At 40.5% G+C, this 23093-nt stretch carries 29 protein-coding genes and 1 riboswitch; of the genes, 3 read left to right on the top strand and 26 right to left on the bottom strand.

Features of this window, described 5'->3' with window-relative positions; translation table 11 throughout:
- Nucleotides 1-53 precede the first annotated feature (53 nt).
- From QZ995_RS19795 to QZ995_RS19715, 17 genes are all read right to left on the bottom strand, one after another.
- On the bottom strand, nt 54-419 hold the full coding sequence (locus QZ995_RS19795; protein WP_003345537.1) for a DUF4912 domain-containing protein: 366 nt from the start codon (nt 417-419) through the stop codon (nt 54-56).
- A gap of 96 nt (nt 420-515) precedes the next feature.
- Complete coding sequence (locus QZ995_RS19790) at nt 516-1109, bottom strand: hypothetical protein (RefSeq protein ID WP_301810335.1); 594 nt, start codon at nt 1107-1109, stop codon at nt 516-518.
- A gap of 335 nt (nt 1110-1444) precedes the next feature.
- Nucleotides 1445-2587 (bottom strand): N-acetyldiaminopimelate deacetylase, encoded by a 1143-nt coding sequence (locus tag QZ995_RS19785; protein WP_301810332.1) that lies wholly within the window; start codon nt 2585-2587, stop codon nt 1445-1447.
- Nucleotides 2588-3808 carry an aspartate aminotransferase family protein gene (locus QZ995_RS19780; protein WP_301810329.1) on the bottom strand — a complete coding sequence of 407 codons (1221 nt, stop codon included), beginning with the start codon at nt 3806-3808 and terminating at the stop codon, nt 2588-2590. It abuts the gene before it with no gap.
- A gap of 74 nt (nt 3809-3882) precedes the next feature.
- Entirely contained in the window at nt 3883-4593 is a 711-nt protein-coding gene (dapD, locus tag QZ995_RS19775; RefSeq protein WP_301810326.1) for a 2,3,4,5-tetrahydropyridine-2,6-dicarboxylate N-acetyltransferase, read from the bottom strand.
- Between the two features lie 135 nt (nt 4594-4728).
- Nucleotides 4729-4913, bottom strand: a riboswitch (Lysine riboswitch).
- A 74-nt stretch (nt 4914-4987) separates the two neighbouring features.
- The gene (locus tag QZ995_RS19770; protein ID WP_301810323.1) at nt 4988-5254 is read right to left on the bottom strand and encodes a hypothetical protein; all 267 of its coding nucleotides are present in this window, start codon (nt 5252-5254) and stop codon (nt 4988-4990) included.
- A 132-nt stretch (nt 5255-5386) separates the two neighbouring features.
- A complete protein-coding gene (locus tag QZ995_RS19765) occupies nt 5387-5587 on the bottom strand; it encodes a hypothetical protein (protein WP_301810320.1) in 201 nt (66 codons plus the stop codon).
- A 142-nt stretch (nt 5588-5729) separates the two neighbouring features.
- The gene (locus QZ995_RS19760) at nt 5730-6902 is read right to left on the bottom strand and encodes a WG repeat-containing protein (protein ID WP_301810317.1); all 1173 of its coding nucleotides are present in this window, start codon (nt 6900-6902) and stop codon (nt 5730-5732) included.
- Between the two features lie 321 nt (nt 6903-7223).
- Nucleotides 7224-7967, bottom strand: a complete 744-nt coding sequence (locus QZ995_RS19755) for an amino acid ABC transporter ATP-binding protein (RefSeq protein WP_301810314.1) — start codon at nt 7965-7967, stop codon at nt 7224-7226.
- Nucleotides 7968-7982: 15 nt separating this feature from the next.
- Entirely contained in the window at nt 7983-8663 is a 681-nt protein-coding gene (locus QZ995_RS19750; RefSeq protein ID WP_301810311.1) for an amino acid ABC transporter permease, read from the bottom strand.
- A gap of 15 nt (nt 8664-8678) precedes the next feature.
- Entirely contained in the window at nt 8679-9506 is an 828-nt protein-coding gene (locus tag QZ995_RS19745) for an amino acid ABC transporter substrate-binding protein (protein WP_003336607.1), read from the bottom strand.
- Nucleotides 9507-9620: 114 nt separating this feature from the next.
- Nucleotides 9621-10805: an MFS transporter gene (locus QZ995_RS19740; protein ID WP_301810450.1), complete on the bottom strand. Its 1185-nt coding sequence runs from the start codon at nt 10803-10805 to the stop codon at nt 9621-9623.
- 202 nt (nt 10806-11007) lie between these two features.
- Nucleotides 11008-11322 carry a YbjQ family protein gene (locus tag QZ995_RS19735; protein ID WP_003336605.1) on the bottom strand — a complete coding sequence of 105 codons (315 nt, stop codon included), beginning with the start codon at nt 11320-11322 and terminating at the stop codon, nt 11008-11010.
- Nucleotides 11323-11401: 79 nt separating this feature from the next.
- Entirely contained in the window at nt 11402-11551 is a 150-nt protein-coding gene (locus QZ995_RS19730; RefSeq protein ID WP_301810307.1) for a hypothetical protein, read from the bottom strand.
- A 179-nt stretch (nt 11552-11730) separates the two neighbouring features.
- On the bottom strand, nt 11731-12141 hold the full coding sequence (locus QZ995_RS19725; protein WP_003336602.1) for a phage holin family protein: 411 nt from the start codon (nt 12139-12141) through the stop codon (nt 11731-11733).
- 65 nt (nt 12142-12206) lie between these two features.
- Nucleotides 12207-12983, bottom strand: coding sequence for a HipA family kinase (locus QZ995_RS19720; RefSeq protein WP_301810303.1), 777 nt, complete (start codon nt 12981-12983; stop codon nt 12207-12209).
- 148 nt (nt 12984-13131) lie between these two features.
- Nucleotides 13132-13353 carry a hypothetical protein gene (locus QZ995_RS19715; RefSeq protein ID WP_301810301.1) on the bottom strand — a complete coding sequence of 74 codons (222 nt, stop codon included), beginning with the start codon at nt 13351-13353 and terminating at the stop codon, nt 13132-13134.
- 209 nt (nt 13354-13562) lie between these two features.
- On the opposite strand from QZ995_RS19715, the gene QZ995_RS19710 reads away from it, so the two are divergent.
- Entirely contained in the window at nt 13563-13799 is a 237-nt protein-coding gene (locus QZ995_RS19710; protein ID WP_301810297.1) for a hypothetical protein, read from the top strand.
- Nucleotides 13800-13864: 65 nt separating this feature from the next.
- Here QZ995_RS19710 and QZ995_RS19705 read toward each other — a convergent pair whose 3' ends face one another.
- From QZ995_RS19705 to QZ995_RS19675, 7 genes are all read right to left on the bottom strand, one after another.
- Nucleotides 13865-14962: a tetratricopeptide repeat-containing glycosyltransferase family 2 protein gene (locus tag QZ995_RS19705; RefSeq protein ID WP_301810294.1), complete on the bottom strand. Its 1098-nt coding sequence runs from the start codon at nt 14960-14962 to the stop codon at nt 13865-13867.
- A gap of 21 nt (nt 14963-14983) precedes the next feature.
- Nucleotides 14984-15805, bottom strand: coding sequence for a glycosyltransferase family 2 protein (locus tag QZ995_RS19700; protein ID WP_301810291.1), 822 nt, complete (start codon nt 15803-15805; stop codon nt 14984-14986).
- Nucleotides 15795-16661: a dTDP-4-dehydrorhamnose reductase gene (gene rfbD / locus QZ995_RS19695; protein WP_301810288.1), complete on the bottom strand. Its 867-nt coding sequence runs from the start codon at nt 16659-16661 to the stop codon at nt 15795-15797. Before rfbD ends, QZ995_RS19700 begins: the two co-directional genes overlap by 11 nt.
- A 27-nt stretch (nt 16662-16688) precedes the next feature.
- Nucleotides 16689-17744, bottom strand: coding sequence for a dTDP-glucose 4,6-dehydratase (gene rfbB, locus QZ995_RS19690; protein ID WP_301810285.1), 1056 nt, complete (start codon nt 17742-17744; stop codon nt 16689-16691).
- Nucleotides 17745-17758: 14 nt separating this feature from the next.
- Nucleotides 17759-18214: a dTDP-4-dehydrorhamnose 3,5-epimerase family protein gene (locus tag QZ995_RS19685; protein ID WP_022584246.1), complete on the bottom strand. Its 456-nt coding sequence runs from the start codon at nt 18212-18214 to the stop codon at nt 17759-17761.
- 23 nt (nt 18215-18237) lie between these two features.
- Entirely contained in the window at nt 18238-18972 is a 735-nt protein-coding gene (locus QZ995_RS19680) for a sugar phosphate nucleotidyltransferase (protein ID WP_301810279.1), read from the bottom strand.
- Between the two features lie 160 nt (nt 18973-19132).
- Nucleotides 19133-20089 carry a glycosyltransferase family 2 protein gene (locus tag QZ995_RS19675; RefSeq protein ID WP_301810278.1) on the bottom strand — a complete coding sequence of 319 codons (957 nt, stop codon included), beginning with the start codon at nt 20087-20089 and terminating at the stop codon, nt 19133-19135.
- 262 nt (nt 20090-20351) lie between these two features.
- Here QZ995_RS19675 and QZ995_RS19670 point away from each other — a divergent pair, with 262 nt between their 5' ends.
- Nucleotides 20352-21047 (top strand): glycosyltransferase family protein, encoded by a 696-nt coding sequence (locus QZ995_RS19670; protein WP_301810275.1) that lies wholly within the window; start codon nt 20352-20354, stop codon nt 21045-21047.
- A 141-nt stretch (nt 21048-21188) separates the two neighbouring features.
- Here QZ995_RS19670 and QZ995_RS19665 read toward each other — a convergent pair whose 3' ends face one another.
- A complete protein-coding gene (locus QZ995_RS19665) occupies nt 21189-21887 on the bottom strand; it encodes a class I SAM-dependent methyltransferase (RefSeq protein WP_301810273.1) in 699 nt (232 codons plus the stop codon).
- Between the two features lie 168 nt (nt 21888-22055).
- On the opposite strand from QZ995_RS19665, the gene QZ995_RS19660 reads away from it, so the two are divergent.
- The gene (locus QZ995_RS19660; RefSeq protein WP_301810271.1) at nt 22056-22619 is read left to right on the top strand and encodes a class I SAM-dependent methyltransferase; all 564 of its coding nucleotides are present in this window, start codon (nt 22056-22058) and stop codon (nt 22617-22619) included.
- An 80-nt stretch (nt 22620-22699) separates the two neighbouring features.
- Here the strand turns inward: QZ995_RS19660 and QZ995_RS19655 are convergent, their stop codons facing one another.
- Nucleotides 22700-22822, bottom strand: a complete 123-nt coding sequence (locus QZ995_RS19655; protein ID WP_255365447.1) for a hypothetical protein — start codon at nt 22820-22822, stop codon at nt 22700-22702.
- Nucleotides 22823-23093 lie beyond the last annotated feature (271 nt).

The following is a 23093-nucleotide window of genomic DNA, read 5'->3' as shown; positions in this document are numbered from 1 at the left end:
GATGCAAAACAAAAGACAGGTTCCCTGATCGGGTCCTGTCTTTCCTATAGGTGCTACGAAAGTATTTCAGATCTGGTTAGCGAATAGAATCTTCCGTCTACCATACGTATGCCGAGATCGACACAATATTTACACCCTTCCATTACTCCGTAGAGAATCCAGTTGCTTGCTCGATAGTTGATGTCATAATCTGTATAGCTGTCTAGCCCGTCATTTTTAATTTCAGTCCGGTACGTTACATCATACAGACGCAGAACTAGCGGCAACTCATGGAATGGAATGGAAAATTCTTGCTCAATCTCTTGCTGGTATTCCTCCGTCACAAGCCAAGAGGCTAAAATTGATTGGGGGTCTTTCCATGCAATACGTATACTCGGGCCGTCTGTATCTGTTGATGACCGCGTGGCTTTTGTCTTCATTCGCTTTCATCTTTCCTTTCTTACATTACATAATAGTAATTACTTCTAACCATTATATCATCAGGTAGCTAATTTTGAAAACGGCGGAAGAGCATTTTATCTCCCTACTGTAAAGGAATTCTCTCCCACAACGATCATATTTGCATCCTTTTCTTTTTTCATTGTTACCTGTACTTTATACGTACCGTTCTTTTTTAACTTTGTAGAAACAAAGGGCTGGGAGAAAAAGAATCCGCCATCGCGTACTGAGTAGGATTTCTCCTTGCTGCTATCCACCACATTGCCATCCGGACCGATAATGTTGACTTTGACGCTCATATCCTTAGCATCGATGATATTATCTACCTCTACATATACTCCAAAGTTACGCGGAATGTTTTTTTCCAGAAAACCTGTTACAGGATTAGTCAGCACAATATCATTATTTTTGTTTTGCTGAACGCCTTCAAGTACCATAATATTGACGTTCGGCTTATCGATAAACAGTTTACCTGTCTCTCTATCATAAGTAGCAAAGCCACCAAGGCTAGTAATCAATTCTTGCGTCATATCAAGTGTTGAAGCCGTAACCTCTATTTTCGTATTGCGCTCCCCATTTAAATATGTACGTATGCTAGTATCTCCCCATGCAGTTGTAGCTGTAGCTGCAACAATGACAGTTGCAAGTCCTGCTATCCATTTCTTTTTCATCTCAATTTCCTCCATCAATCATAATATATAGAAAGCCGAAGCTATACTTTGTATGCTTTCAGTTAAAAAGGATATTTGTTCCTTTTTGTTTTCTCTATATCTTAGACGCATTATGTCTTAAATAGTTGTGGTTAAAAAAGAACTTTTTTAGCTTCATCCACAATATCCACAGTATATTCTCAAGTTTTATGCACAAGTGGATAATAGTGATTTGATGCCAATTCTGATATAAAAGCTTCCTTTTCTGATTGATGATTGAGATAAGATTGTGGATAACCAACCGAATATTTGTCCATATAGCAAAAGACGACCCACAGGTCGTCTTTCGTTGCTTTTTAGTTGTTTTCATTTGCAATGACATTTTCATATTGGCGAAAAAAACGGGTAATGATTTCGATTGCATTCTCGATCGCTTGTTCGTTTGGTTCTAGCTTAGCATGGTGCAAGCCATAAGGAGTGTCTACACCAAGCCAAAATAAAAAGCCAGGGATCTCAGCCAAAAAGTATCCGAAATCTTCACCAGTCATCGCTTCGGTGCACCTAACCAATGTAACATCATCCTGAAGATCCAACCAGCTCATAAATCGTTTGGACAGGTCTGGATCATTATACACCTGACAGTACATGGCACCGTAATCAATTGTTGCTTTACAATCAAAGCCAGTTTCTATCCCTTGGACGATTGCTTCAATCCGCTGTTTAATCCTACGCATCGAATCCTGAGAAAGCGTACGAATCGTTCCTTCTAGCCGAGCTACCTCGGCGATAATATTTTGCTTTGTACCGCCTTCTATTTTGCCTACCGTAATTACTCCGGCATCTAATGGATTTACACTGCGAGCAACAATCGTCTGTAACTGGGTCACAAGCTGTGCCGCTACAACTACCATATCATTGGCGAGATGCGGATATGCTGCATGCCCTCCCTTTCCCTTCACCTCAATAAATAATTCTGAAGTGTTGGCAAAGAAAACTCCCTCTTTCATTGCAATGGTTCCGACTGGATATTCTGGCGCAATATGCAGAGCAAAAATAGCATCGGGCTGATAGCTACGAAATTCAGGGCTAGCTAGCATTGGTTCCGCACCGCCTGGCCCCTCTTCAGCCGGTTGAAAAACAAACAACAGATCGTCTACAGCAGGACTTTTGGCAAACTCACTTAGGATGCCAAGCCCTATCGCCATGTGTAGATCATGTCCGCATGCATGCATATAGCCCTGATGCTGGGAACGAAAATCACAGCCGGTCTCCTCTTCGATCGGCAATCCATCCATGTCGGCACGCCAAGCCAGCATTCGCTTTGGAGATGTCCCGTTCACTTTAACTAGCACACCTGTTTTCCAAGTTGTTACCTCCAGATGCTCCTGAGGTAACTGGGCAATAAATGAAAGCAAAAACTGCTGCGTTTTAAACTCGGCAAAACCAGGCTCTGGGATTTTGTGTAACTCACGGCGAATAGATACAAAAGGGGATGTCATTTACATAACCGCTCCCTTCGCGCGGGCCGTCTGCTCTAACACATCGCGGAAACACACCATAAATCGATCAATCTCCTCGCTGGTTAGGGTGAGCGGAGGCAATAGTCGAATAATCGTTTTCTGCGTAACATCAATTAAAAAGCCGGCCTCTAGCATCCCTTGCTGGATACGGCTAACCTCTTCTGGAGCTAGCTTCGTCTGAATGCCGAGCATCATGCCTTTGCCTCGAATATCAGATAGGAGCTGTGGATATTCATCAACTAAATGAGTGATACGAGCCCACAAATACTCTGCTTGCTTTTTCCCCTCTTCAAGCAATCCATCTATCAGCAGCGCTTCCATAACCGCATTCCCCAATGCTGCACTTAATGGAGAAGGGGCAAACGTTGTTCCATGGTCTCCAGGCTTGAAGAGATTCGCCAGTTTTTCCCCAGCGATCACCCCACCTAGCGGTAATCCACCGCCGACACCTTTGGCAAATAAGATGAGATCAGGTTCCGCAGTCGTATGCTGGTAGGCAAACAGTTTACCAGTTCGCCCCATGCCAGTTTGAATTTCATCCATAGCAAATAGCACGTCATGTTCTTTACACAGAGCAAAGGCTGTTTCCAAAAAGCTCTCGGAAAGCGGAATAACTCCACCCGATCCGAGAACTGGCTCCATTAACAAGCAAACAGGTGAGTACGTCGTGATAATTTTTTGCAATCCTTCTAGATCACCAGGAGCTATCTCATATACAGGAAATGCTGGCAACGGGTAGTCCTGATAAACATGAGCTTGTCTCGTTAGTTTGACAGCTCCAAGCGTCCTGCCGTGGAAGCTATTTTTTAACACCACAATCCCAGCATTCTCTTTTCCGGCCATTTTTGCCCATTTATGCACAAGCTTGATCGCAGCTTCTGTTGCTTCAGCTCCTGAATTACTGAAGAAAACTTTTCCCGGAATTGTATGCTTGACTAACTGCTCTGCCAATGTGATGGCTGGCTTGTTCAAAAAAATGTTGGAGATGTGCAGGAATTTCTCTCCCTGTTCTACAAGAGCTTCTACAATTTTGGGATGAGAGTGACCCAGAACAGAGACAGCCAGACCAGTAAACAAATCAAGATAAGCTTTTCCCTCTGTATCAAGTAAATAATTGCCCTCTCCCTTTTCAATTGCAATCGGCAATCGTTTGTAGGTGGACATCAAATAGGTTTCATCTTTTTGTAGCCAATCCGTCATGGGAAGACGCCCCTTTTATTCAGCACAATCAATGACGAGCTGATATAATATATATCTTACAGTTTTTTACACGTTTATAGCTGACGCAGTTCTTGCATGATCTCTGTTTTGGACTTGGTTTTTGCATCAATTTCTTTTAGGATTTTTGCCGGTGTCCCAGCCACTACTACGTTTGCAGGAACATCCTGTGTTACAACAGCTCCCGCAGCAACCACTGAGCCCTTACCAATACGCACACCCTCTAAAATAACAGCATTTGCACCAACCAATACATCGTCCTCAATGATTACAGGTGTAGCAGAAGGCGGCTCGATAACACCCGCTATGACAGCTCCCGCCCCGATGTGGCAATTATTACCGACTGTACCTCGTCCGCCAATAATAACTCCCATATCGATCATTGTGCCTTCTCCGATAGAAGCACCGATATTGATTACCGCCCCCATCATAATCACCGCATTATTTCCAATGTGAACTTGATCACGAATGATAGCACCTGGCTCAATACGCGCTTGAATTTCTTTTGTATCTAGCATCGGGATCGCAGAATTGCGACGATCGCTCTCTACCACATAATCCTCAATGCTGTCCTTATGGGCTTCGAGCACAGGCTGTACATCCTTCCATTCGCCAAACAATACACCTACATTGCCTGTAATAAAGGTTTTCGTATTTTGGCCAAAATCAATTCCTTCTAAATTTCCCTTTACATGCACCTTCACAGGCGTCTTCTTCTCGCTCTTTTGAATAAAGCTGATAATTTCGTGGGCATTCATCATGTTCATCGAGTGTTTCCTCCTACCAATTTGGTTTATGTAATCGCTATTGCAAAATTACTGTTTTGAAAAAAGAATAACCCCTTGATCAGCAAAAAAGCAATGAGTGGATTCGCCTACTCATTGCTGGTTCTACCATGGCAACTCATAAATAGCGCTCCACGAAAGGCTCACCTTTCATGACAGGACGTACGTTATTCACGTACACCCCAGCCGTAGATTGCCGGTCAGCAACGACTTCGGCGCATTGACCTTTTATCCTGTCCTCATCGTCCCGGCGATGTAAAGCAAACAGGATGACTCATCCGCTGCGCACCTCTATTTTGGATTATTCCTATGTAATTTTCACTTCACTTTATCAGATAAACCCTTACCTGACAACCGCTTTGTACAAATGGATTTTTTAAGCAAATCGGTATAAAAGAAAAATCGAAACGGGTACGAGAACAAAAGCCGTAGCTACAATTCCAACCCAACTGATCCATTGCTTCGATCGCTCACCAATTAATAAATGAACGAAGCTAAAGTAGATGGGAAAAACGCCTGTACCAAAAGCAACTAATAAAAATAAGCTGCTAAATTGTTCTCCTCGGTAAAACTTTAATCCATAGAGGAGCCAGACAAACCAAACAGCTAGTAACACAAGCCCAATAAGATATGGTTTACGCATGGACGCTCTCCTTTTAAAAAAATTGACAGCTTCGAATTCCTTCCATTTATTTATAACATACAATTCAGCAAATTTAAAAATTACATAAGTAAAAAAGCACCCCTTACGAGGAGTGCTTCAACCCTTTTGTATTTACATATTCTGATTACTTTTTGCCTTTCTCTGCTTTGAGTGAGGAGTCTCCTTCATAAAGCTCGTATCGTAATCAACCCATACATGCTCCTCATCGTGCTTTGTAGTATCCTTCATAATTCCTTTATACAAGTAGTAGAACAAGATGAAAGAGAAGACTAAGACCCCTATGATCGGATACATAGCGATGCCGATTTCCATGGTTTTATATCCCCTTTCCAAATCATTACCAATATTATACTTTATTTAACAGAACATTCAAATGACTTTAGACACATTTTAGACATATTTTACTGCGCAATAAAAAGCTCCCGCTACCAATATCGCGAGAGCTTCGGCACAGTTATTCCAAATCCCCTGGAAACTCCTTCATAACAGAGCTTTTCCAAATGATTTCACCTTGTTTATTGACATAACAAAAGCTATATCCTTGTTCGTCATGTGTTACCTCATAAGCCAAGCCGTTATGAAATACACCGCCCGATTCAAACTGAGGCTTAATGACCATTTTTCCTTGCTTATTAATAAATCCATATTTGCCATTCACCTTAACAGAAGCGAGTCCCTCAGAAAAAGGCAATGTACGTTCATAGGTAGGAGGAAGTAAAAACTCCCCTTTTTTGTTGATATAGCTGGCTTTAAAATCCCCGTCCACAGCAACCATCACATCGGCTACTCCTTCTGAAAAGCTCCCTGGTTCAAATCCCTCTGGTTTCACTACCTCCTGCCCCTGCTTATTGATGAGACTATATCCCCTCTCCTCACCCGCATACACTAGGGCCAACCCTTCTTGAAATGGATTCGCAATTTGATAAGTAAAAGGAATAATGACCTTTCCTGTTTGATCAAGATAACCTGCTTTTCCATCCTTATAGGCTACAGTGGTACCTTCTTGAAAGCCCCAGACAATCTCATATTCCGGTTGAATCACGATTTGTCCACTCTTATTGATAAAACCATATTTATGATTTTCACCTATAGCAGCCAGACCGTTTTGAAAGCTACGAGCAAATTGGAACTTGGCTGGGATCACCATCTTATTTTCTTTATTGATAAAACCAAAACGATCCCCTGCTTTAACAGCAGCTACTCCTTCTGAAAACGAATCTGCTTCCTCATACTGAGGCGGGATTACAAAAGAGCCATGCTGGTTAATAAACCCGTATTTCCCATCCTTCTTAGCAACGGCAAGCCCTTCATGGAACTCACCAACCACTTCAAATTGGGGAGCGATGACTACCTTTCCCGTTGCATCAATAAAGCCATGTTTATCTTGATCCTGTATCGAATATAGGCGAACCTCTTGTTTATCCTCGGCTGAAACAGATTCTTCTGTGCCCGCGGAGTTGCTTGCTTGTGTGCCTTGTTTACCAGCGCCTTTTATCTCCTCGGACACTTGAGCTGCATATGCTGGTTTCTCGGCTGCCTGCAAAAAATGATGTGAACCTGCTGCATGTATGAAGGGTAGACAAAGAACTGCTACAATACCTGTTTTTGTCCATTTTGAGATGTTCATTACTATCCACCTGCTTCCTCGAATTTCAGATCGTGATTGAAGAAGAGACACGTCAATTCACTAAGCCACTTGCTATGTATTCTTTCCCTAAAAATAAGTGCTAACTATAAAAGGCTGTCTCGGTCGTGTGTGCTCGTCTTTTAGGCTTTCCTGTTTGCTTATTTATTAGACGTACTTAGATGCCAAAACGTTTTCATCTTTTTTTTACCAATTTCTCTTATATCTTACCTGTATACCGTAACCCTAACCCTGCTGATTCAATCAAAGCTAGGGTATTGGTAAAAAACAAAAAAACACTGGAAAAGCTCCAGTGCTCAATCGTTATGCTTGTATGCGCCGTAAAAATTGTTGGGTTCTTTCGTTCTTTGAATGCTCAAAGATTTCCTCAGGAGTCCCCTGTTCCAAAATGACACCGCTGTCCATAAAAAGGATGCGATCGGCGACATCTCGTGCAAAATTCATTTCATGAGTAACGATCACCATTGTCATTCCTTCTTCTGCTAGCTGTTTCATAACCTTCAATACCTCACCAACCAATTCCGGGTCTAGTGCAGAGGTTGGTTCATCAAACAGCAGCACTGCTGGGTCTAGTGCCATCGCACGGGCAATACCTACACGCTGCTGTTGTCCCCCAGATAGCTGGTGGGGATACATGTTCATTCGATCGGCTAGACCTACCTTTGCAAGCATTTCCTCCGCTCTCGCCTTAGCTTCTTCCTTCGAACGCTTTTTTACAATAACCTGCCCTTCCATGACATTCTCTACGGCTGTCATGTGCGGGAAAAGATTATAGCTCTGAAAAACCATACCTGATTGCTTGCGGATAGGAAGCAAATCCTTTTCCTTCATTTTGGTAGTAGGTGTAAACTCAAGACGTTGATCTCCTATTTGCATGCTTCCCAATGTAGGTATTTCCAAAAGATTCATGCATCTAAGCAATGTAGTTTTTCCAGAGCCTGAGGGGCCTATGATGACGACAGCCTCCCCTTTTTTAATCGTTACAGATATATCCTCTAAAACATCAACTTGTTCAAAGCTTTTATGAAGTCCATTTATCTCAATCATGACGCTTCTCTCCTCCTACCTAGCCATACGGCGTTCCAGACGATGTTCCACACGGCTTTGCAATGCTGATAATATCGTACTGAAAAACAGATAGATAATCGCGACCTCACAGTAAAGCACCAAGGGCTCGTATGTCATCGCAGTAATCTGCTGCGATATCTGAAACATCTCTGTCACGGTAATGGTAGCGGCTAGAGAGGTATCTTTCACTAGACTAATAAACGAATTACCAAGCGGAGGTATCGCCACACGAATAGCTTGAGGAAGAATAATTCGGCGTCTTGCCTGGTTTTTGGTCATCCCAATTGTATAAGCCGCTTCCCACTGCCCCTTCGGCACTGATTGAATAGCTGCACGGATCACTTCAGAGTTATACGCTCCCACACTTAAAGAAAAACCGATTATGGCAGCCGGAAATGGATCAATCGTAACACCTAGCTTTGGCAGGCCGTAGAAAATAATAAATAATTGCACTAATAATGGAGTACCTCTGATAACCCATACATAAAAGCTTGAAATTCCATACAACAATTTATTCGTTGATAAACGAGCAATCGCAGTAAAAAAGGCAAGTATTATTCCAATGATAAAAGAAATTAACGTAAGAGGTATCGTGAACAAAATTCCCGCCTTTAACAGCGGGAAAAATGAATCCACGATAATACCGATAATACGATCAGATTGTTCCACTACCATTCAGTCCTATCTGTATTATTTGGAGACGTCTGCACCGAAATATTTCTCGGATATTTTCAAATAAGTACCATCAGCCTTCATCTCTTTTAACGCTTTATTTACCGCTTCAATCAGTTCAGGATGTTTGCCTTTTGCAAACATCATTCCATTTTCAGTAGCGTTAGGATGCTCGGCCGCAATTTTTATTTTCACATCAGGCTTTTGTTTTTTAAAGTCGAGGAAAGAAAGGCCATCGTTAACTGTTGCATCTACTCGCTTGGATAATAAAAGCTCAATAGCCTGATTAAATCCTTCCGATTGTACAATTTCAGCCCCATTCTCCCGTGCTAGGTCTGTTAGATTACTTGTGAGAGTTTGAGCTGATTTTTTTCCTTTTAAATCGGCAAAAGTTTTGATTTCATTATTATCCTCATTAACAATTAACACCGCTTTTGACACGATGTATGGGTCGGAGAAATCAAATTTTTCTTTCCGATCTGGTCGTATGCCTACTTCATTTACAACCATTTCAAAGCGATTTGCTTCCAGTCCTGCAATCATCCCGTCCCATTTGCTTTCAATGAATTCAGGTTCTACTCCGAGACGTTTTGCAACTTCACGAGCGATTTCCACATCAAAGCCAGTCAGCTGTCCTGTAGAATCATGGTAAGTGAAGGGTGCATAAGTGCCTTCTGTGCCAATGCGAATCTTTCCAGCAGTTTTGATCGCTTCCAAGGAGTTTTTCGCTGTTGTGTTTCCTCCTTGCCCGCCAGTGGCTCCCTGATTAGATGACCCACAACCAGCTACAAATAGAGAGAGCGCTAGAATAGAAACAAGTGCAGTAGAATACCAAGCTTTCTTCATTTGTTAAACCCCCAGTTATCTTATCGGATTTTACCCCTTTGAAAATCATAGTAACATTTTAACGACTTGTCAATAATGAGTAAAGTAAATTTTTGCATGAAATGTATTTTATAATTATTTTGATTCATTCTGTGATCCAAGATGCGTTACCACTAGGTTTTGTCTTTTTCCGTATAGGTATGTAAGCAGTCCCGTACATACCGTGAAAATACTCATTAGGATAAGGAAGGAGGAAAGCCCAATAAAATCCAGACTTGCTGATGTAAGAAGCATAGCGAGCTGAATAATAATCCGGTCCACTATTTCTTTAAAACTAAAAAACCGTCCTTGTACCATTTCGGGCAGCCTTTTTTGAAACACGGTAGTTACCATTGGAAAGATAAAGCCTAGGGTAAAACCGAACAAACCAAATGAAAAAAGCACCATCACTGAACTTGTACTAAATGACATTCCCCATTCTGCAATTCCGATAACCACTACCAGTAAGGATGATACTCTTACTAAGTTTACTTGACTTACCAATTTTTGTACAAAAAACCCTGACAGAAGTACACTTGCTCCTTCTATCGCATAGATATATCCCATAATCGTCGAGGAATCCTGCAGTTTTCCAAAGGCTAAAACCAATAAATTAAATCCGCCTAAGAAGAGTGTCACTGCCCCAGTGCTAATCAGCCCAACGGTTACCGATGGCTCTTTTTTCATTATTTCGAAAACTTCTGCAAATTTCATTTTTTCCGTTTGTTTACGTTTATGGTGCGACTGCGGAATGCGAACAAACAGCACAATAATGACTAGAATCAGAAAACCGATAAACGCCCCCATAGTAACCGCCTGCATCGTAAACATTGTTAAGAGCAGCCCCCCGACGGCTGTACCCGCAATTCTAGCCATGGTAGCAATGTTCATATACAGTGTGTTTGCAGAGAGAAGATTAGCCTCCCCAACCAATGCCGGCAAGCCTGCCCGTACGGTTGGCAAATACATGGAACCAGCTACTTGATTCACAATTAACGAAGCAACTAGCCAGCCAATGGAGGTGTAACTAATAGCAAAATACATAAAAACAGGGGCTAAACACCTGAAACAGGAGGAAGCAATCAAAATCTTTTGCTTATCATACAGATCAATCATTTTCCCTACAGTTGGTAAAAACAGAATGCTAGCAAGCATCCCTGTCATGAGTAACAGGCCAGTTCCCAAATTGGTTTTCATCATCTGTGACATAAACTGTAGATTTAGCAACAGACATACCCACATGGTAATTCCTGCAACGATTTCTCCTGACATTAATAACAGAAATGACTTGTTCTTGTGAATAGGTTGAATGGTAATCAGCTCCGTTATGTAGATGTTGTATATTAACTTAATTGTAGTGATCTGAGCTTGTTTTGCAATGGCTGATTTTCCTCAATTTCATTTCACAAATAAAAAAGCCCTCTTCACGGTCGCAAAGAGTGGCCTTTCTTCCAATATAACCCCTATGATTTATCAATAAAAATTACCGAATCCGAACAGCCGTTCCAGAAGCAACAACCATCAGCATACCGTTACCGATCGTTTCAAAATCTAAATGAATACCGATAACCGCATTCGCACCTATTTGAGCAGCCTTATCCTTCATCTCGTTAATAGCAATCGCTCTTCCTTCTGCTAGCTTGTTTTCATAGGCACCGCTTCGTCCGCCTATAATGTCTCGGACCCCTGCCATGAAATCTCGAACAATGTTAGCAGCCATAATTGCTTCGCCTGTTACAATATCAAGATACTCCTCGACATCTCTACCCTGAACAGTATGTGTTGTGGTTATTAGCATGTTGTCCTCCTTAAGCTGTTAGATATCTTGTCTTAACAAGTATTACGTTTCATAGTGGCTGGAGGTTTCAAATTTGTTTTTATAGACAATCTCTTTTAGCTGGAATCACAATGGTTTCTGTTGCATTTTGAACCTCTACAATAATGGGTTTTACATCTGAGCTGCCACATATCGGGCAGCTTTGTTTATCATAAAAAATACTGCAGCAATGAATGCAAGTAAATTTCATCTGTCACTCCTCCTCCCAGTAAGCTGTATTATACGCTCTCTTCCTTAAAAAAACTGTCTATTTTTGTAAATCACGCGCAATAAAATATTTTATCGCAAGGCTCTTTCTCTTATGTATGAACGAGGCAAGGTACTTTGTGCATGGACAAAGTACCTTTGATCGCTGAAATCAACAGATAATCATTTCTTTTTGAGCTTTTTTACACTTTCCAGCGCTCGCAATAAAAAATCGGGCACAGGCAGACCCAGCCGGTGACAGTTTTCGATTATGGAAATCCCTTCATTCCCAATCATAAATAAAATGATTGTATCTCGTAAAAACCCTTGATTGCTTCCGCTAATTAAATCCAATTGATTGGCTATAATGATAAAAGCAAACATACCAACCTTTTTAGCTATTCCTCGAAACCCTTCCTGGCTACTAAGCGACCTGGTATACCAAGCAGCAAGTACACCCGTTATATAATCGACAACGATAAAAATGCAAAATGCCGTAAACAGCTTATCTATACCACCCACTAAATAGGTGAAAATGGCAATTACGGCCCCAGTCCAAACGAGATGAGAGCTGTCTTCCCCCGAGTACATCATATTTCGTAGCTACCTCCTCCTGCCTGTTGGCTAGGTATAAACCGAGGTACCTTTCTTTTCTTATGTTATAGCTTTCCCTTATATTCCAATAACCAGCGTTCTACCAAGTAATGTAGATTTTTTTGTCGATTCAATAGAACACGTTCAACCTGCTGTTTTTGCGTCGGACTTAATAAAGAACCGGGAATCCGTCTTACTGTTTGTTTTATAACCACAGGTGAAAGCCGTTGAATCTTTTGAATAAACGGCTTTACTTGACTGTATTCTTGGATATAGTGAGTAAGACCCCGCAAGTAGTGATGATTATATAGGGCAACATGTTCCCACTGCTTGGAATACCATGGAATATTGCGAAAAGTAAAGGTTCCCAACAGAGACATACTATGATCAATAGCATAAAAATCATATGCTTTCTGAGTAGGGAATATTATGATGTTCTCATTATGGCGATCTACATTGACAATCCAAATATCAAAGACGAATAGCTCTATCAATCTTTCTGGGGATTGCAATTCGTTGATAGCCCTGGGCCCTTTTCGCCGATAAAACTCCTCCCAGCTATAAAGACGGCCTTTTCTTTTTTTATGAGATACTATGCCCCTTTTCCCTTGAATTGTAACCACTTCGATTTTAGCTACTGAAATGCCTAGCTTGCGAGCAAGTCGATACGAAAGTAACTCCATAGCTAAAACAGGGCCAAGCTTTTTTGCTGTACTTCTATTCATATATTTAAAAAAACCAATTTGTCGGTTTCCCTCCCTTCCTTTTCTAACCTGCCAAACAGGGCCTAAAGGGCGGTCATATTTTTGAACAGGTACCCAGCTTATCCCTGGCTTTCTCATAGCCATGACTCCTCTATTTATTATTATTTTCCTCATGTAAGGTTTGGCACGGCTTATTCTCTACGAAAGCATAATTGATTGATCATACTATTTGTGGAAACAAAAAGCCACCGGCTATAGCCAATGGCCCCTTGTTAAGTACATAAATTTACTTCTTATGACCTCTATGTCTTGCATGAACTACAAGGGTTTCACCCGGATTTAAAATCACTGTTACATGGCGATGACGACATTTTTTACGAAACTTCTCATGATTCGTCCAGACTGAGCTGGAACTACTAGAGTTTTCCCAATGATGACCAGACTGACTTTCATGGTGATGGTGATGTCGATGATGACGCTGTCTACATTTGCAATGTTTTTTACTCATGAAAACACCTCCTACTGTGATACTTTAGAATATGAGTAAAAAATAAGCATTGCTTGGACGATAGAAACAGTAGATATGACCAATTTTTTAGCCTTTCCTAAAGCACCTGATTTTCTCTTTCCCTCATGATGCATACAAAAAAGCTCGGCAACACACACTTATGATAAAGAAACGGTCTTAACCGAATCAGAATGATGAGGTGAACAAAAATGAATGGCATGGAATTAGTGGAATTCTTACGGGAAACAGAAAATAAAATGATGCATATTCACAGAGCCATTGATCATATTAGCAATGAGCCTACATTAAAGGAATCCGTAGCCGTTCTAACAGAGGTTATCACCGACTACCAGTCACAAACGGACAAGGTGAAGTCAACTTTAAGACATATGGAAGTTAATTCCCATCAGGGGAGGCATCAAAACGAGGATAGCGAGGAAGAATGATTTTTCCTTCAAAAAAACAGCGCTTTTCTCTTGATTACGAGAAGCGCTGTTTTTCCACTTTATGTTTATGAGGGAATGGGGATCCCCAATCCTTCCAGCCGATTGGTTAGGTAGGTACGATTGCCCATAATAGTTGGGTCTGTTGGTCGGTATGCTCGTGCCAATTCATTTTGTTTGTAAGCCTTCTCGTACTGTTCTAAGCGATCATAGCAAACACATAATTGCAAATGTGGCAGCCAGGTCCAGCATGCTTCTTTACGGAATCCCCACGATTTAGGTTTAGGTAATCCAGTAGCGAGATCATACCAAAAAAGCGCCCTTTTCGGTTCATTTTTTTGTAACCAATAATATCCCAGCCGACAGCATGCCTCAGCTCGTGGCAAGCCATATTCCAAACTTTTTAATGCATACTTGAGTTCTTCTTCTGGAAGCTGCAGTCTCTCATAGCAGAAGCATATATGCTCGATTAACAACCCCGGTTCCTCTACTTGTGGCAATTCTTTATTCACAAATTTCTTATAAATCTCTATAGCCTCTTCATATCTTTCATGATCCTTTAATTCATTGGCATAATAATATTTTTCCCTTGGGGATAATAAAATACCATCTGCTATCGCATTTTCGTATATTTGCAAATTTCTGTTATGATTTTTTTGCTCACGTGGACGGTGGGTAACGGCAATATCAACTTCAAGACACCTAGCAAAGGAATAATCAATATATTCATGCACCATGCCTATCCAGGAGTGCTTATGGGTTCGCTTTATAATTCTTTCACGAGAATAGGGAAGAATGACATTGCCAAATTCATCTTTACTTGTATGATAAGGCATGATGATTACATCAATATTCGGGTTAATATTTTGTTTAAAAAGCTGCAGTTTTTTCCGATCAATTTCCTCCAATACATCATCTGCGTCCATCCACATAATGTAATCCATTGTAGCTTGCTGAAATGAAAAATTACGTGCTTTAGAAAAGTCATTTACCCATTTGAAGTGAAAAATCTTTTTGGTAAACGCCTTCGCTTCCTTAATCGTTTTGTCAGTGGAACCGGTATCCACAATAATAATTTCATCAACTGCCCCCTTGACAGAACGAAGACAACGGGCGATAGATTTTTCTTCATTTTTTACAATCATACATAGACTGATCGTAGCCAATACTTCACCCCCCAATCTCAGTTACAAGGGCTCGACATGCTTTTGCGGATCAAATGTGCCCACCCGCTCCACGATAACATTTGGATCATACCCCTGTGTCTCTAGCTGGTGTATGCTCATAGGAAGTTGCCATTTTTCTATAAACCGCCTTGCGTTGTCCCAGGAATATTCTCGGTACTTAATTCGATTTACTAAGAAGGAAGCATGGCCAAAGTGATAAATGAATACATCATTGGCAACCCATAGATTTTTCCCAAACAGACGAGCGCGTAGACAAAAATCATCATCCTCATAGTTGGCTGGAAAAAAGCGTTCATCCAATCCGCCAATTTGCTCAAGCAGACTGCGTTTAAATAATATGCAATGCCCCACCAGCTTTCGACTATAGAAGCCTTGATTCGCATAACGTTTGGTCCAATCAATTGCAAACGAATCAACTGTAGCAAGCTCTACGGTTTCTTCTGTGCCAATTTGCTGTCCAGGCGATACATTATTGGAACGGGGTCCAACCATGCCTACTGATGAATCCTTATTTATCCAGTTTATAAGTAATTGGCTCCACTGCGGAGTGACCAATGTATCATTATTTAACATGACAATATACTCGCCCCGCGCTTCTCGAAATCCTTGATTATTGCCTGCTGCAAAACCACGATTTTCACTATTAGAGATAACGACTGCATGAGGAAGAGAATTCAGGTAGGCAACCGTCCCATCAGTAGAGCCATTATCAACAAAGATTAGCTCGTAATCCTTTGTATGCCTTGTAATACTTTCCACACACAATTTCGTAAAAGGTAAGCCGTTACGTGTCAAAATCACAATTGAGAGGTTAGGAGTCATGGCTCTCCTCCTTTGTAGCCATACAATCTAGGCGGTACGCATGCAATGCATCACGCCAATGACGAAGAAGTTGAAAACCCTGTAAACGAATAGCCATATGATCCATTACTGAATAGGCGGGTCTGGGGGCAGGACGCGGAAAATCCTGCGTTGTTATTGGGACAACCTTTACCTTTTGCTGATATTCGGCAAATATCGCCTCTGCAAATTCATACCACGAGCAACTCCCTTGATTGGAAGCATGGTAGATACCGTAACACTCGCTTTTAGCTAACTGCATTAAAAATAGTGCCAGATCAACAGTATAGGTCGGGGAGCCAATTTGATCATTGACGACTGAGATTTCTGTCTGTTTTTGTCCAAGCTGCATCATGGTCTTCACAAAGTTATGACCGTTTTGACCAAATACCCAGGAAGTCCGAACAATAAAATGCTTGTGGCATAAGCATCTGGTCAATTCTTCCCCGGCTAGCTTACTTTTTCCATAGACACTTTGCGGATCTGGACGGTCAAATTCAACATAAGGCTCACTTCCCTTGCCAGAAAACACATAGTCTGAGCTAATATAAACCATTTTGGCACCTATCTCTTGTGCAGCAAGGGCTACATTACGGGTTCCCCACGCATTAACTGCATAGGCTAGATCAGGTTCGCTCTCAGCCTTATCCACATTGGTATAGGCTGCAGCATGAATAATAACATCAGGCTGATAAGCCTGCACCTGTTCTCTGACCTGATCCAATTTTGTAATATCTAATTCCTGTCGACTGTATCCCTTTACATGATCCATGCCCTGTGAGCATGCAACCAGATCGTGACCTAGTTGCCCCTGTGCCCCAGTGACCAGCACTTTCACACTGCTCCCTCCCTTTTCCCTCATACGCTAATGGGTATGGTCTTGAATGGTATGACCATATTGTTGCTTATAATATTCGCGAAAAGCCCCTGATTTAGCTCGCTTCCACCATTGTTCATTTTGCTGATACCAGCGAATCGTATTAGCCAGACCTTCTTCAAAAGCATGAATCGGCTCCCAGCCTAATTCTGTTCGAATTTTGGTGGAATCAATAGCGTAGCGACGATCGTGCTTCGGACGATCCTTACTAAACTGAAGCAAATTCTCTTCACGATCTAACTCACGGAGCAATGTCTGAAGCAAACTCAGATTCGTCCATTCATTATTGCCGCCAATATTATATACTTCGCCAGGCTTGCCACTATGCATAACAAGATCAATAGCTCGGCAATGATCTTCTACATGCAACCAATCGCGAACATGCAGTCCATCGCCATAAACAGGAATGTTTTCATATGCAATTGCATTGGTAATAGCGAGTGGTATTAATTTTTCTGGAAATTGATACGGTCCATAATTGTTAGAACAACGTGTGATATTTGTATACATATCATAGGTTTGATGATAGGAACGGACTAATAAATCAGCTGCTGCTTTGGAGGCGGAGTATGGGCTATTGGGGGCAAGCGGAGAATCCTCAGTAAATAATCCAGTCTCATCTAATGAACCATATACTTCATCGGTGGATACTTGTAGAAACTGTTTGATTTTATATCGTTTAGCAAATTCCAGTAACACCTGTGTACCGGTAATATTTGTTTTTACAAAGTAGCTTGGGTCTGAAATGCTACGATCAACATGCGATTCTGCTGCGAAATTAATGATAATATCAATTGGAGTCTCATCATCAGAAAATAATTCTTTTTCTCCTGACAAAAGTTTTCCGATCAATTTCTTGTCATAAATAGAGCCTCTCACAAACCGATAATGAGGATGTTCCTCAATGTCCTGCAAATTTTCTAAATTACCGGCATATGTGAGATAATCCAAATTAATGATTTTATAATGGGGGTATTGATGCAGGAGATAATGAATGAAATTACTCCCAATAAATCCCGCTCCACCTGTCACCAATACTTTCATAAATGACTTCCTCCTTATTTAAATACCGTGTCCCAATTAAAATTAATGGTTTTATCATCATAGGCAATTCGATATTCATCTGGATCTTTGGGATCATAAGAATTGTTGGTTAAATAAGTAATGACGGCCGGTTGTTGCCCTAATACCCGATATCCATGCGCCACTCCTCGCGGGATGAACAGAGAGATTAAATGATTCTCACCCATATAATAAACGTCGGTCTTTCCCTTAGTCGGCGATTCGTCTCTTAAATCATGCAAAACGACCTGGGCATTGCCGGCGGGGAAAAACCAGATATCATCCTGCTTTTTATGATAATGGAACGCTTTAATCACACCTGGATATGTCAAGGAGGCTGATAATTGGCCGAATTTCTCCAACAATAAGTCATCATCACGCCATACCTCCATAAAATATCCCCGGTCATCCGCAAACTTTATTAGCTTTTTGACTTTCACGCCTTCAATCACACTTTATCTCCTCCTCTACCTGTTTAGTCTTCTTCTAACTTATCCAACTCTAAGGTGGCGGCTAATTGGTTTGCGTGTAAAATTGAATGGTGAGTTCCTGCATCTGTCCACCATCCCTGAAGTACATCATATGTCATCTCATTTCGCTCAATATACGCATTATTCACATCTGTAATTTCTAGTTCTCCGCGGGCAGAAGGCTGTAGGGTTTTAATAATTTCAAATACCTTCCAATCATACATGTATATACCCGTTACAGCAAAATGACTGTCTGGTTTGGACGGTTTTTCCGTGATAGAAACAATTTTTCCATCATCCAACTTCGGTACACCATAACGCTCAGGATCAACAACCTGCTTTATCAGGATATTGGCTCCGTACCCACGTTCCTTAAACCTCTTTACATAGTTGGAAATATTATCAGAAAATACATTGTCACCTAAGATAACCGTAATCAGCTCTCCATGTGCAAAATCTTCCCCCATTCCTAATGCTTGTGCAATTCCCTTGGGTTCATCCTGAACCTTATACGTGAATTGCATATTAAAATCTACTCCGCTACCCAACAAATTTACTACATCTCCCATATGCTCACGGCTCGTGACTATTAATACCTCATGAATGTCTGCCTGTTTAAGCTTATGAATGGGGTGATAAATCATCGGATATTTTCCAATCGGTAACAAGTGTTTATTGGTAACCTTTGTTAAGGGATACAATCTAGAACCTGTTCCGCCGGCTAAAATAATTCCTTTCATGTATCTGCCTCCCTAAATCGTTTGACGTTCAGGTCAATCATGTATAGCACATCTCAATATATCCGCACGCTATGTTATTGTATGCTTACAGATAATATCCGCTCACGAAGTAAAGAAATCCCGCTTTAGCCCTGTCACGAAAGCTGTGCCATCAAGGATTTCATTGTGGCTTGCTCTTCGTGGCTTCAAATAATTTAGCTGTGATTTTTTCTTGGAAAGCACGTAATTCTAATGTACTGTCTAACACCTGATCCGGATCAGTAACATAGAGTGCGGCTTGAATAAACCGAAGAGTATTAACATAGGCCTTGAACAGCATATCTTTTTCCTGTAAATATCCAAGGGATGGCGCCGCCTGTAAGATAAAATGTGCCAAATCAATAGAGCCGCCAATGATGATATCATGTTGCTTGATTTGTTGAGCAGGATGCATGCGGAAATAGCTTAATGTATCCGTCATATAAACCCCTTTTCCATTTCGTAGCAAGACGATCCAAGAGGCCATATCCACTGTGCACGTATATTTTCTATCTAATAAGGTGCCAAACGGTTCTGTTAAATATTTTTTTCGAAATAATACCGTTGTCGGCTCCCCAATGAAATTTCCCCATTGTAAACCGAGTAACATATTAATTAATACATCACCATCTAAGATTGTATCCTGTAAAAAATCTGTTTGTGTTTCTGCGATTTCTGGTTGAATGGCACCAAACTCATTAATAATTGCCCGTTTAGAAGTAACCAAAGCGATCTCTTCTTGATGATCTGTTTGAAAATAAGTCATCATCCTGCTAATTTTCTCTGGATGAAATAGATCATCATCCATCAAAAAGTTGATATATTCCCCACTTGCCAGCTCAATCAGCTTTAGGTCGTTTTCAAATTGCCCCAAATTTTGCGGATTTTTATAATAGATGAGCTGTGGATGCTTCTCCAAATAAGGTTTTATCAGTTGCTCGGTTTCATCGTTCGTGCTGTCATCACCTACGATAATCTCCAAATTGGGATAATTCTGTGCTAAAGCACTTTGCAATGCCAGTTCGAAGTAATATGGTCGATTATAAGTAGGAATCAGAATACTTACCTTTGGGAGCTCCTTAGAATGATCTTTTGTCACAAGCTTTCCTCCTTTTTCTACACGCTTACCGCCTTTACTAATGTATGAAATTGGGCAGAGACTGTTCTTTGTCAGGTGGAAGAAAAAGAATAGGAGAAGGGAGGAAAATCTCTAGTGTCGATTTTTCTTTAAGTGGAATATGGTAAGAGAAGGTATACCCTTGCTTACAAACGTAATGCCTGTCAGCTTAGTATGATTTGGGCAAGTAGTTAGCTATTAATCGGAAAAACACTCTTTTCCGTTAAAAAAGGAGAAATACGCAATGCAGAATAGACAGCTTTCTTTCGCGTTTATTAGTTGCGTGAACGACGAAGTCCTCTATAAAGAATGTTTAAATCACATTAGTCACCTATGGGTTCCCCCTGGATTCTCGGTGGAAATTATTTCCATTTATGATGCAGTTAGCATGACGGAAGGCTATAACAGGGCAATGCGACAAAGCAAAGCTAAATATAAAGTTTATTTACATCAGGATACTTATATTATGAACACGAAGTTTTTAGTTGAATGCCTCAGGATTTTCATGGATAAAGAAATTGGAATGTTTGGAGTAGTGGGTACTAATGATCTCCCTCCTTCAGGAGCTTGGTGGGAAGGCAGTAGACATTTCGGAAAGATAATGGCCTATATTAATTCCTTTGGTCATCATAACTATGGAAATGTTCCCTATCCTTTTCAGGAAGTCACTAGTATTGATGGAGTGATGATGGTAACTCAATATGATATAGATTGGGATGAGAAGATAAACAACTTCCATTTTTATGATGCCTCTCAATCCATAGCTTTTCGTAAAGCAGGCTATAAGGTCGTCGTGCCTCATCAGGAAGAAAGCTGGATCCTCCATTACTGTTTCGATGACATCAATTTTGAGGAATACAATAAGACGAGATCTGTTTTTCTTGACCATTACCCTTTTGAGGATTGGAAAGACCTTAATTCCCCTCCCTCTACAAATTAAGAAAAACATAAAGATAATTATATCTCCTCTTTTTGGGTCAAATCACCCTATACTTACGGAATAAAAAGGATTTTTAATCGTTTGATCTACAAAAAAGAACCCCTCTCAGGGTTCTTTTTTTAATGTTTATATACATAAGTCTTACATACCGGAAGAAAAAATCACATAACGGATATACTTATCTCTTTCAGGATCATTTTCATACATAACACCCAGTCCGTTTTCACTCGTTACCTTTTGGAAGGATAAGCTCAGGCTACTATCCTGTAAAAAATCCTCAATTGCTGTAAGTACCCCATTTTTCGGGCCATTTTCATATGCAGCATTGTATAAATTATGGTTTATTCCCCCTTCTTCCGCTAATTCGGACTGTCCTGGAATCATCCCTTTTAATGCATATGGCTTCAAATATTCGGCAGGTATTTGCTGTGGATTATAATACATATCACGGCGACCGTACGGCCAATCTACATCATGGAAGAAAACGAGTGGAAATTTACCGGTTTTTTTGGAACGTTCCTCAATTGCTTTTAATTCAAAATAGACCGTATACCAATTATGATCACCGTCAATGAGTACCACGTCATATTCGGGAATCTGGGGTAATGCATCGTGACTAAGTAAACGAATCACTTCTAAACGTTCACCAAACAAATTTTGAAAAGCATTTACATCAAACTTAGGCAGTGGATCTACAACATACACTTTTGCATCAAGCCATTTGCAATATTCCAGTATTCGTATGGTATTAAATCCGTAATCTGCACCAATTTCTACAATGTTTTTTGGCTGTTCCTTTAGTAGTATAGGCTTAATAATTTTTTCCCAAAAACGATTCATTATTCCATCCCTCCTCTCAACAGAATATTCTCCAGATGCCATTTGATGAAAAATAATTAATATGGAGAAAGCATTTTTACACCTTAGAATTTTTTTAAAGAACTGACACTCTCCTCCCTTTTCTTCATATAGATAAAGAGTAAATAAGCTTTTCAAGGAGGTTCATACATGCGTTTTTGCATAAAGCATTTTGTCCGGCTATGCTCAGAGGAACTCCCTTTCCTAGATCCCATCTATGAGTTTGGTTCCTTTCAAGTCCCTTCTCAAGAAATCTTTGCAGATCTTCGTCCCTTTTTTCCCGGTCGCACCTATATCGGATGCGATATGAGAGAAGGTCCTGGTGTAGATCAAATTTTGAATTTGCATCACATAGATTTACCTGATGAAACAGCAGGATCAGTACTCAGCTTAGATACATTTGAGCATGTGGAGTACCCTCGTAAGGCCATAGAAGAATGTTATCGTATCTTAAAACCTAATGGTGTCTGCGTTATCAGTTCTGTTCTTGATTTTCCAATTCATGATTATCCTTCCGATTATTGGAGATTTACACCAGAAGGATTCAAGAGCTTACTACAAGCTTTTGAGACCGTCATAGTGGAATCGTTGGGAAAACCGGAATTTCCTCATACTATAGTAGGAATAGGTGTAAAAGGGCCTCTAGCTGAGGATATAAAGGAGCGCTTACTAGGGAAACTTAGTCATTGGAAACGAACCTCTGATATAACGTAACTGTATGTATTGCCTTTTGATTAAATATGCAAGAATGCGCCTGTTCGATTAGGAACAAGCGCATTTTTAATTATATTGATTTAATTATTTTTCTTTAGTAAGGTTGACTCCTTGAGCAATTCCTCACGAATTACTTGTTTTTGCCAGGCAATTTGCTCTTCTTTCTTCTTCGGACGTTCCATTACCGCTATTCTTCTCGTCATAAAGTTCCCTCCTTTTTTATCGCTTTCTCCTATTTACTTTACTCAATTTTCTGAGAATAACAACTCGGTTGTTCTAATTTTCACATAAATGTAATAAGTATTTGATTTATTTGTTTCATTGCTGCTTTTGTATCTTGTTAGATTTTCTGAATACCTTTATTATCATTTGGTGTCTTTTTTATCAAAGGAAATATGCAGCTCATAAAAATAAAAACGTCCTTTCCTGATCGAGAAAGAACGTTTTGCTTTATTCTTTGAAAACTAGATAATG

The organism is Brevibacillus laterosporus (assembly GCF_030489605.1).
GTDB lineage: Bacteria > Bacillota > Bacilli > Brevibacillales > Brevibacillaceae > Brevibacillus_B > Brevibacillus_B laterosporus_E.
This window is presented reverse-complemented; position numbering and strand designations above follow the sequence as displayed.

Bases quoted from the DNA above. Each gene is read 5' to 3' on its own strand.
- QZ995_RS19755 (WP_301810314.1), bottom strand. From the start codon at position 7,967: ATGATTGAGATAAATGGACTTCATAAAAGCTTTGAACAAGTTGATGTT.
- QZ995_RS19790 (WP_301810335.1), bottom strand. From the start codon at position 1,109: ATGAAAAAGAAATGGATAGCAGGACTTGCAACTGTCATTGTTGCAGCT.
- dapD (WP_301810326.1), bottom strand. From the start codon at position 4,593: ATGAACATGATGAATGCCCACGAAATTATCAGCTTTATTCAAAAGAGC.
- QZ995_RS19770 (WP_301810323.1), bottom strand. From the start codon at position 5,254: ATGCGTAAACCATATCTTATTGGGCTTGTGTTACTAGCTGTTTGGTTT.
- QZ995_RS19725 (WP_003336602.1), bottom strand. From the start codon at position 12,141: ATGATGTACTCGGGGGAAGACAGCTCTCATCTCGTTTGGACTGGGGCC.
- QZ995_RS19765 (WP_301810320.1), bottom strand. From the start codon at position 5,587: ATGGAAATCGGCATCGCTATGTATCCGATCATAGGGGTCTTAGTCTTC.
- QZ995_RS19750 (WP_301810311.1), bottom strand. From the start codon at position 8,663: ATGGTAGTGGAACAATCTGATCGTATTATCGGTATTATCGTGGATTCA.
- QZ995_RS19745 (WP_003336607.1), bottom strand. From the start codon at position 9,506: ATGAAGAAAGCTTGGTATTCTACTGCACTTGTTTCTATTCTAGCGCTC.
- QZ995_RS19660 (WP_301810271.1), top strand. From the start codon at position 22,056: ATGCGTTTTTGCATAAAGCATTTTGTCCGGCTATGCTCAGAGGAACTC.
- rfbB (WP_301810285.1), bottom strand. From the start codon at position 17,744: ATGAAAGTATTGGTGACAGGTGGAGCGGGATTTATTGGGAGTAATTTC.
- QZ995_RS19715 (WP_301810301.1), bottom strand. From the start codon at position 13,353: ATGAGTAAAAAACATTGCAAATGTAGACAGCGTCATCATCGACATCAC.
- QZ995_RS19720 (WP_301810303.1), bottom strand. From the start codon at position 12,983: ATGAGAAAGCCAGGGATAAGCTGGGTACCTGTTCAAAAATATGACCGC.
- QZ995_RS19780 (WP_301810329.1), bottom strand. From the start codon at position 3,808: ATGACGGATTGGCTACAAAAAGATGAAACCTATTTGATGTCCACCTAC.
- QZ995_RS19655 (WP_255365447.1), bottom strand. From the start codon at position 22,822: ATGACGAGAAGAATAGCGGTAATGGAACGTCCGAAGAAGAAAGAAGAG.
- QZ995_RS19730 (WP_301810307.1), bottom strand. From the start codon at position 11,551: ATGAAATTTACTTGCATTCATTGCTGCAGTATTTTTTATGATAAACAA.
- QZ995_RS19700 (WP_301810291.1), bottom strand. From the start codon at position 15,805: ATGACTCCTAACCTCTCAATTGTGATTTTGACACGTAACGGCTTACCT.
- QZ995_RS19785 (WP_301810332.1), bottom strand. From the start codon at position 2,587: ATGACATCCCCTTTTGTATCTATTCGCCGTGAGTTACACAAAATCCCA.
- QZ995_RS19680 (WP_301810279.1), bottom strand. From the start codon at position 18,972: ATGAAAGGAATTATTTTAGCCGGCGGAACAGGTTCTAGATTGTATCCC.
- QZ995_RS19670 (WP_301810275.1), top strand. From the start codon at position 20,352: ATGCAGAATAGACAGCTTTCTTTCGCGTTTATTAGTTGCGTGAACGAC.
- QZ995_RS19795 (WP_003345537.1), bottom strand. From the start codon at position 419: ATGAAGACAAAAGCCACGCGGTCATCAACAGATACAGACGGCCCGAGT.
- QZ995_RS19735 (WP_003336605.1), bottom strand. From the start codon at position 11,322: ATGCTAATAACCACAACACATACTGTTCAGGGTAGAGATGTCGAGGAG.
- QZ995_RS19665 (WP_301810273.1), bottom strand. From the start codon at position 21,887: ATGAATCGTTTTTGGGAAAAAATTATTAAGCCTATACTACTAAAGGAA.
- QZ995_RS19760 (WP_301810317.1), bottom strand. From the start codon at position 6,902: ATGAACATCTCAAAATGGACAAAAACAGGTATTGTAGCAGTTCTTTGT.
- QZ995_RS19710 (WP_301810297.1), top strand. From the start codon at position 13,563: ATGAATGGCATGGAATTAGTGGAATTCTTACGGGAAACAGAAAATAAA.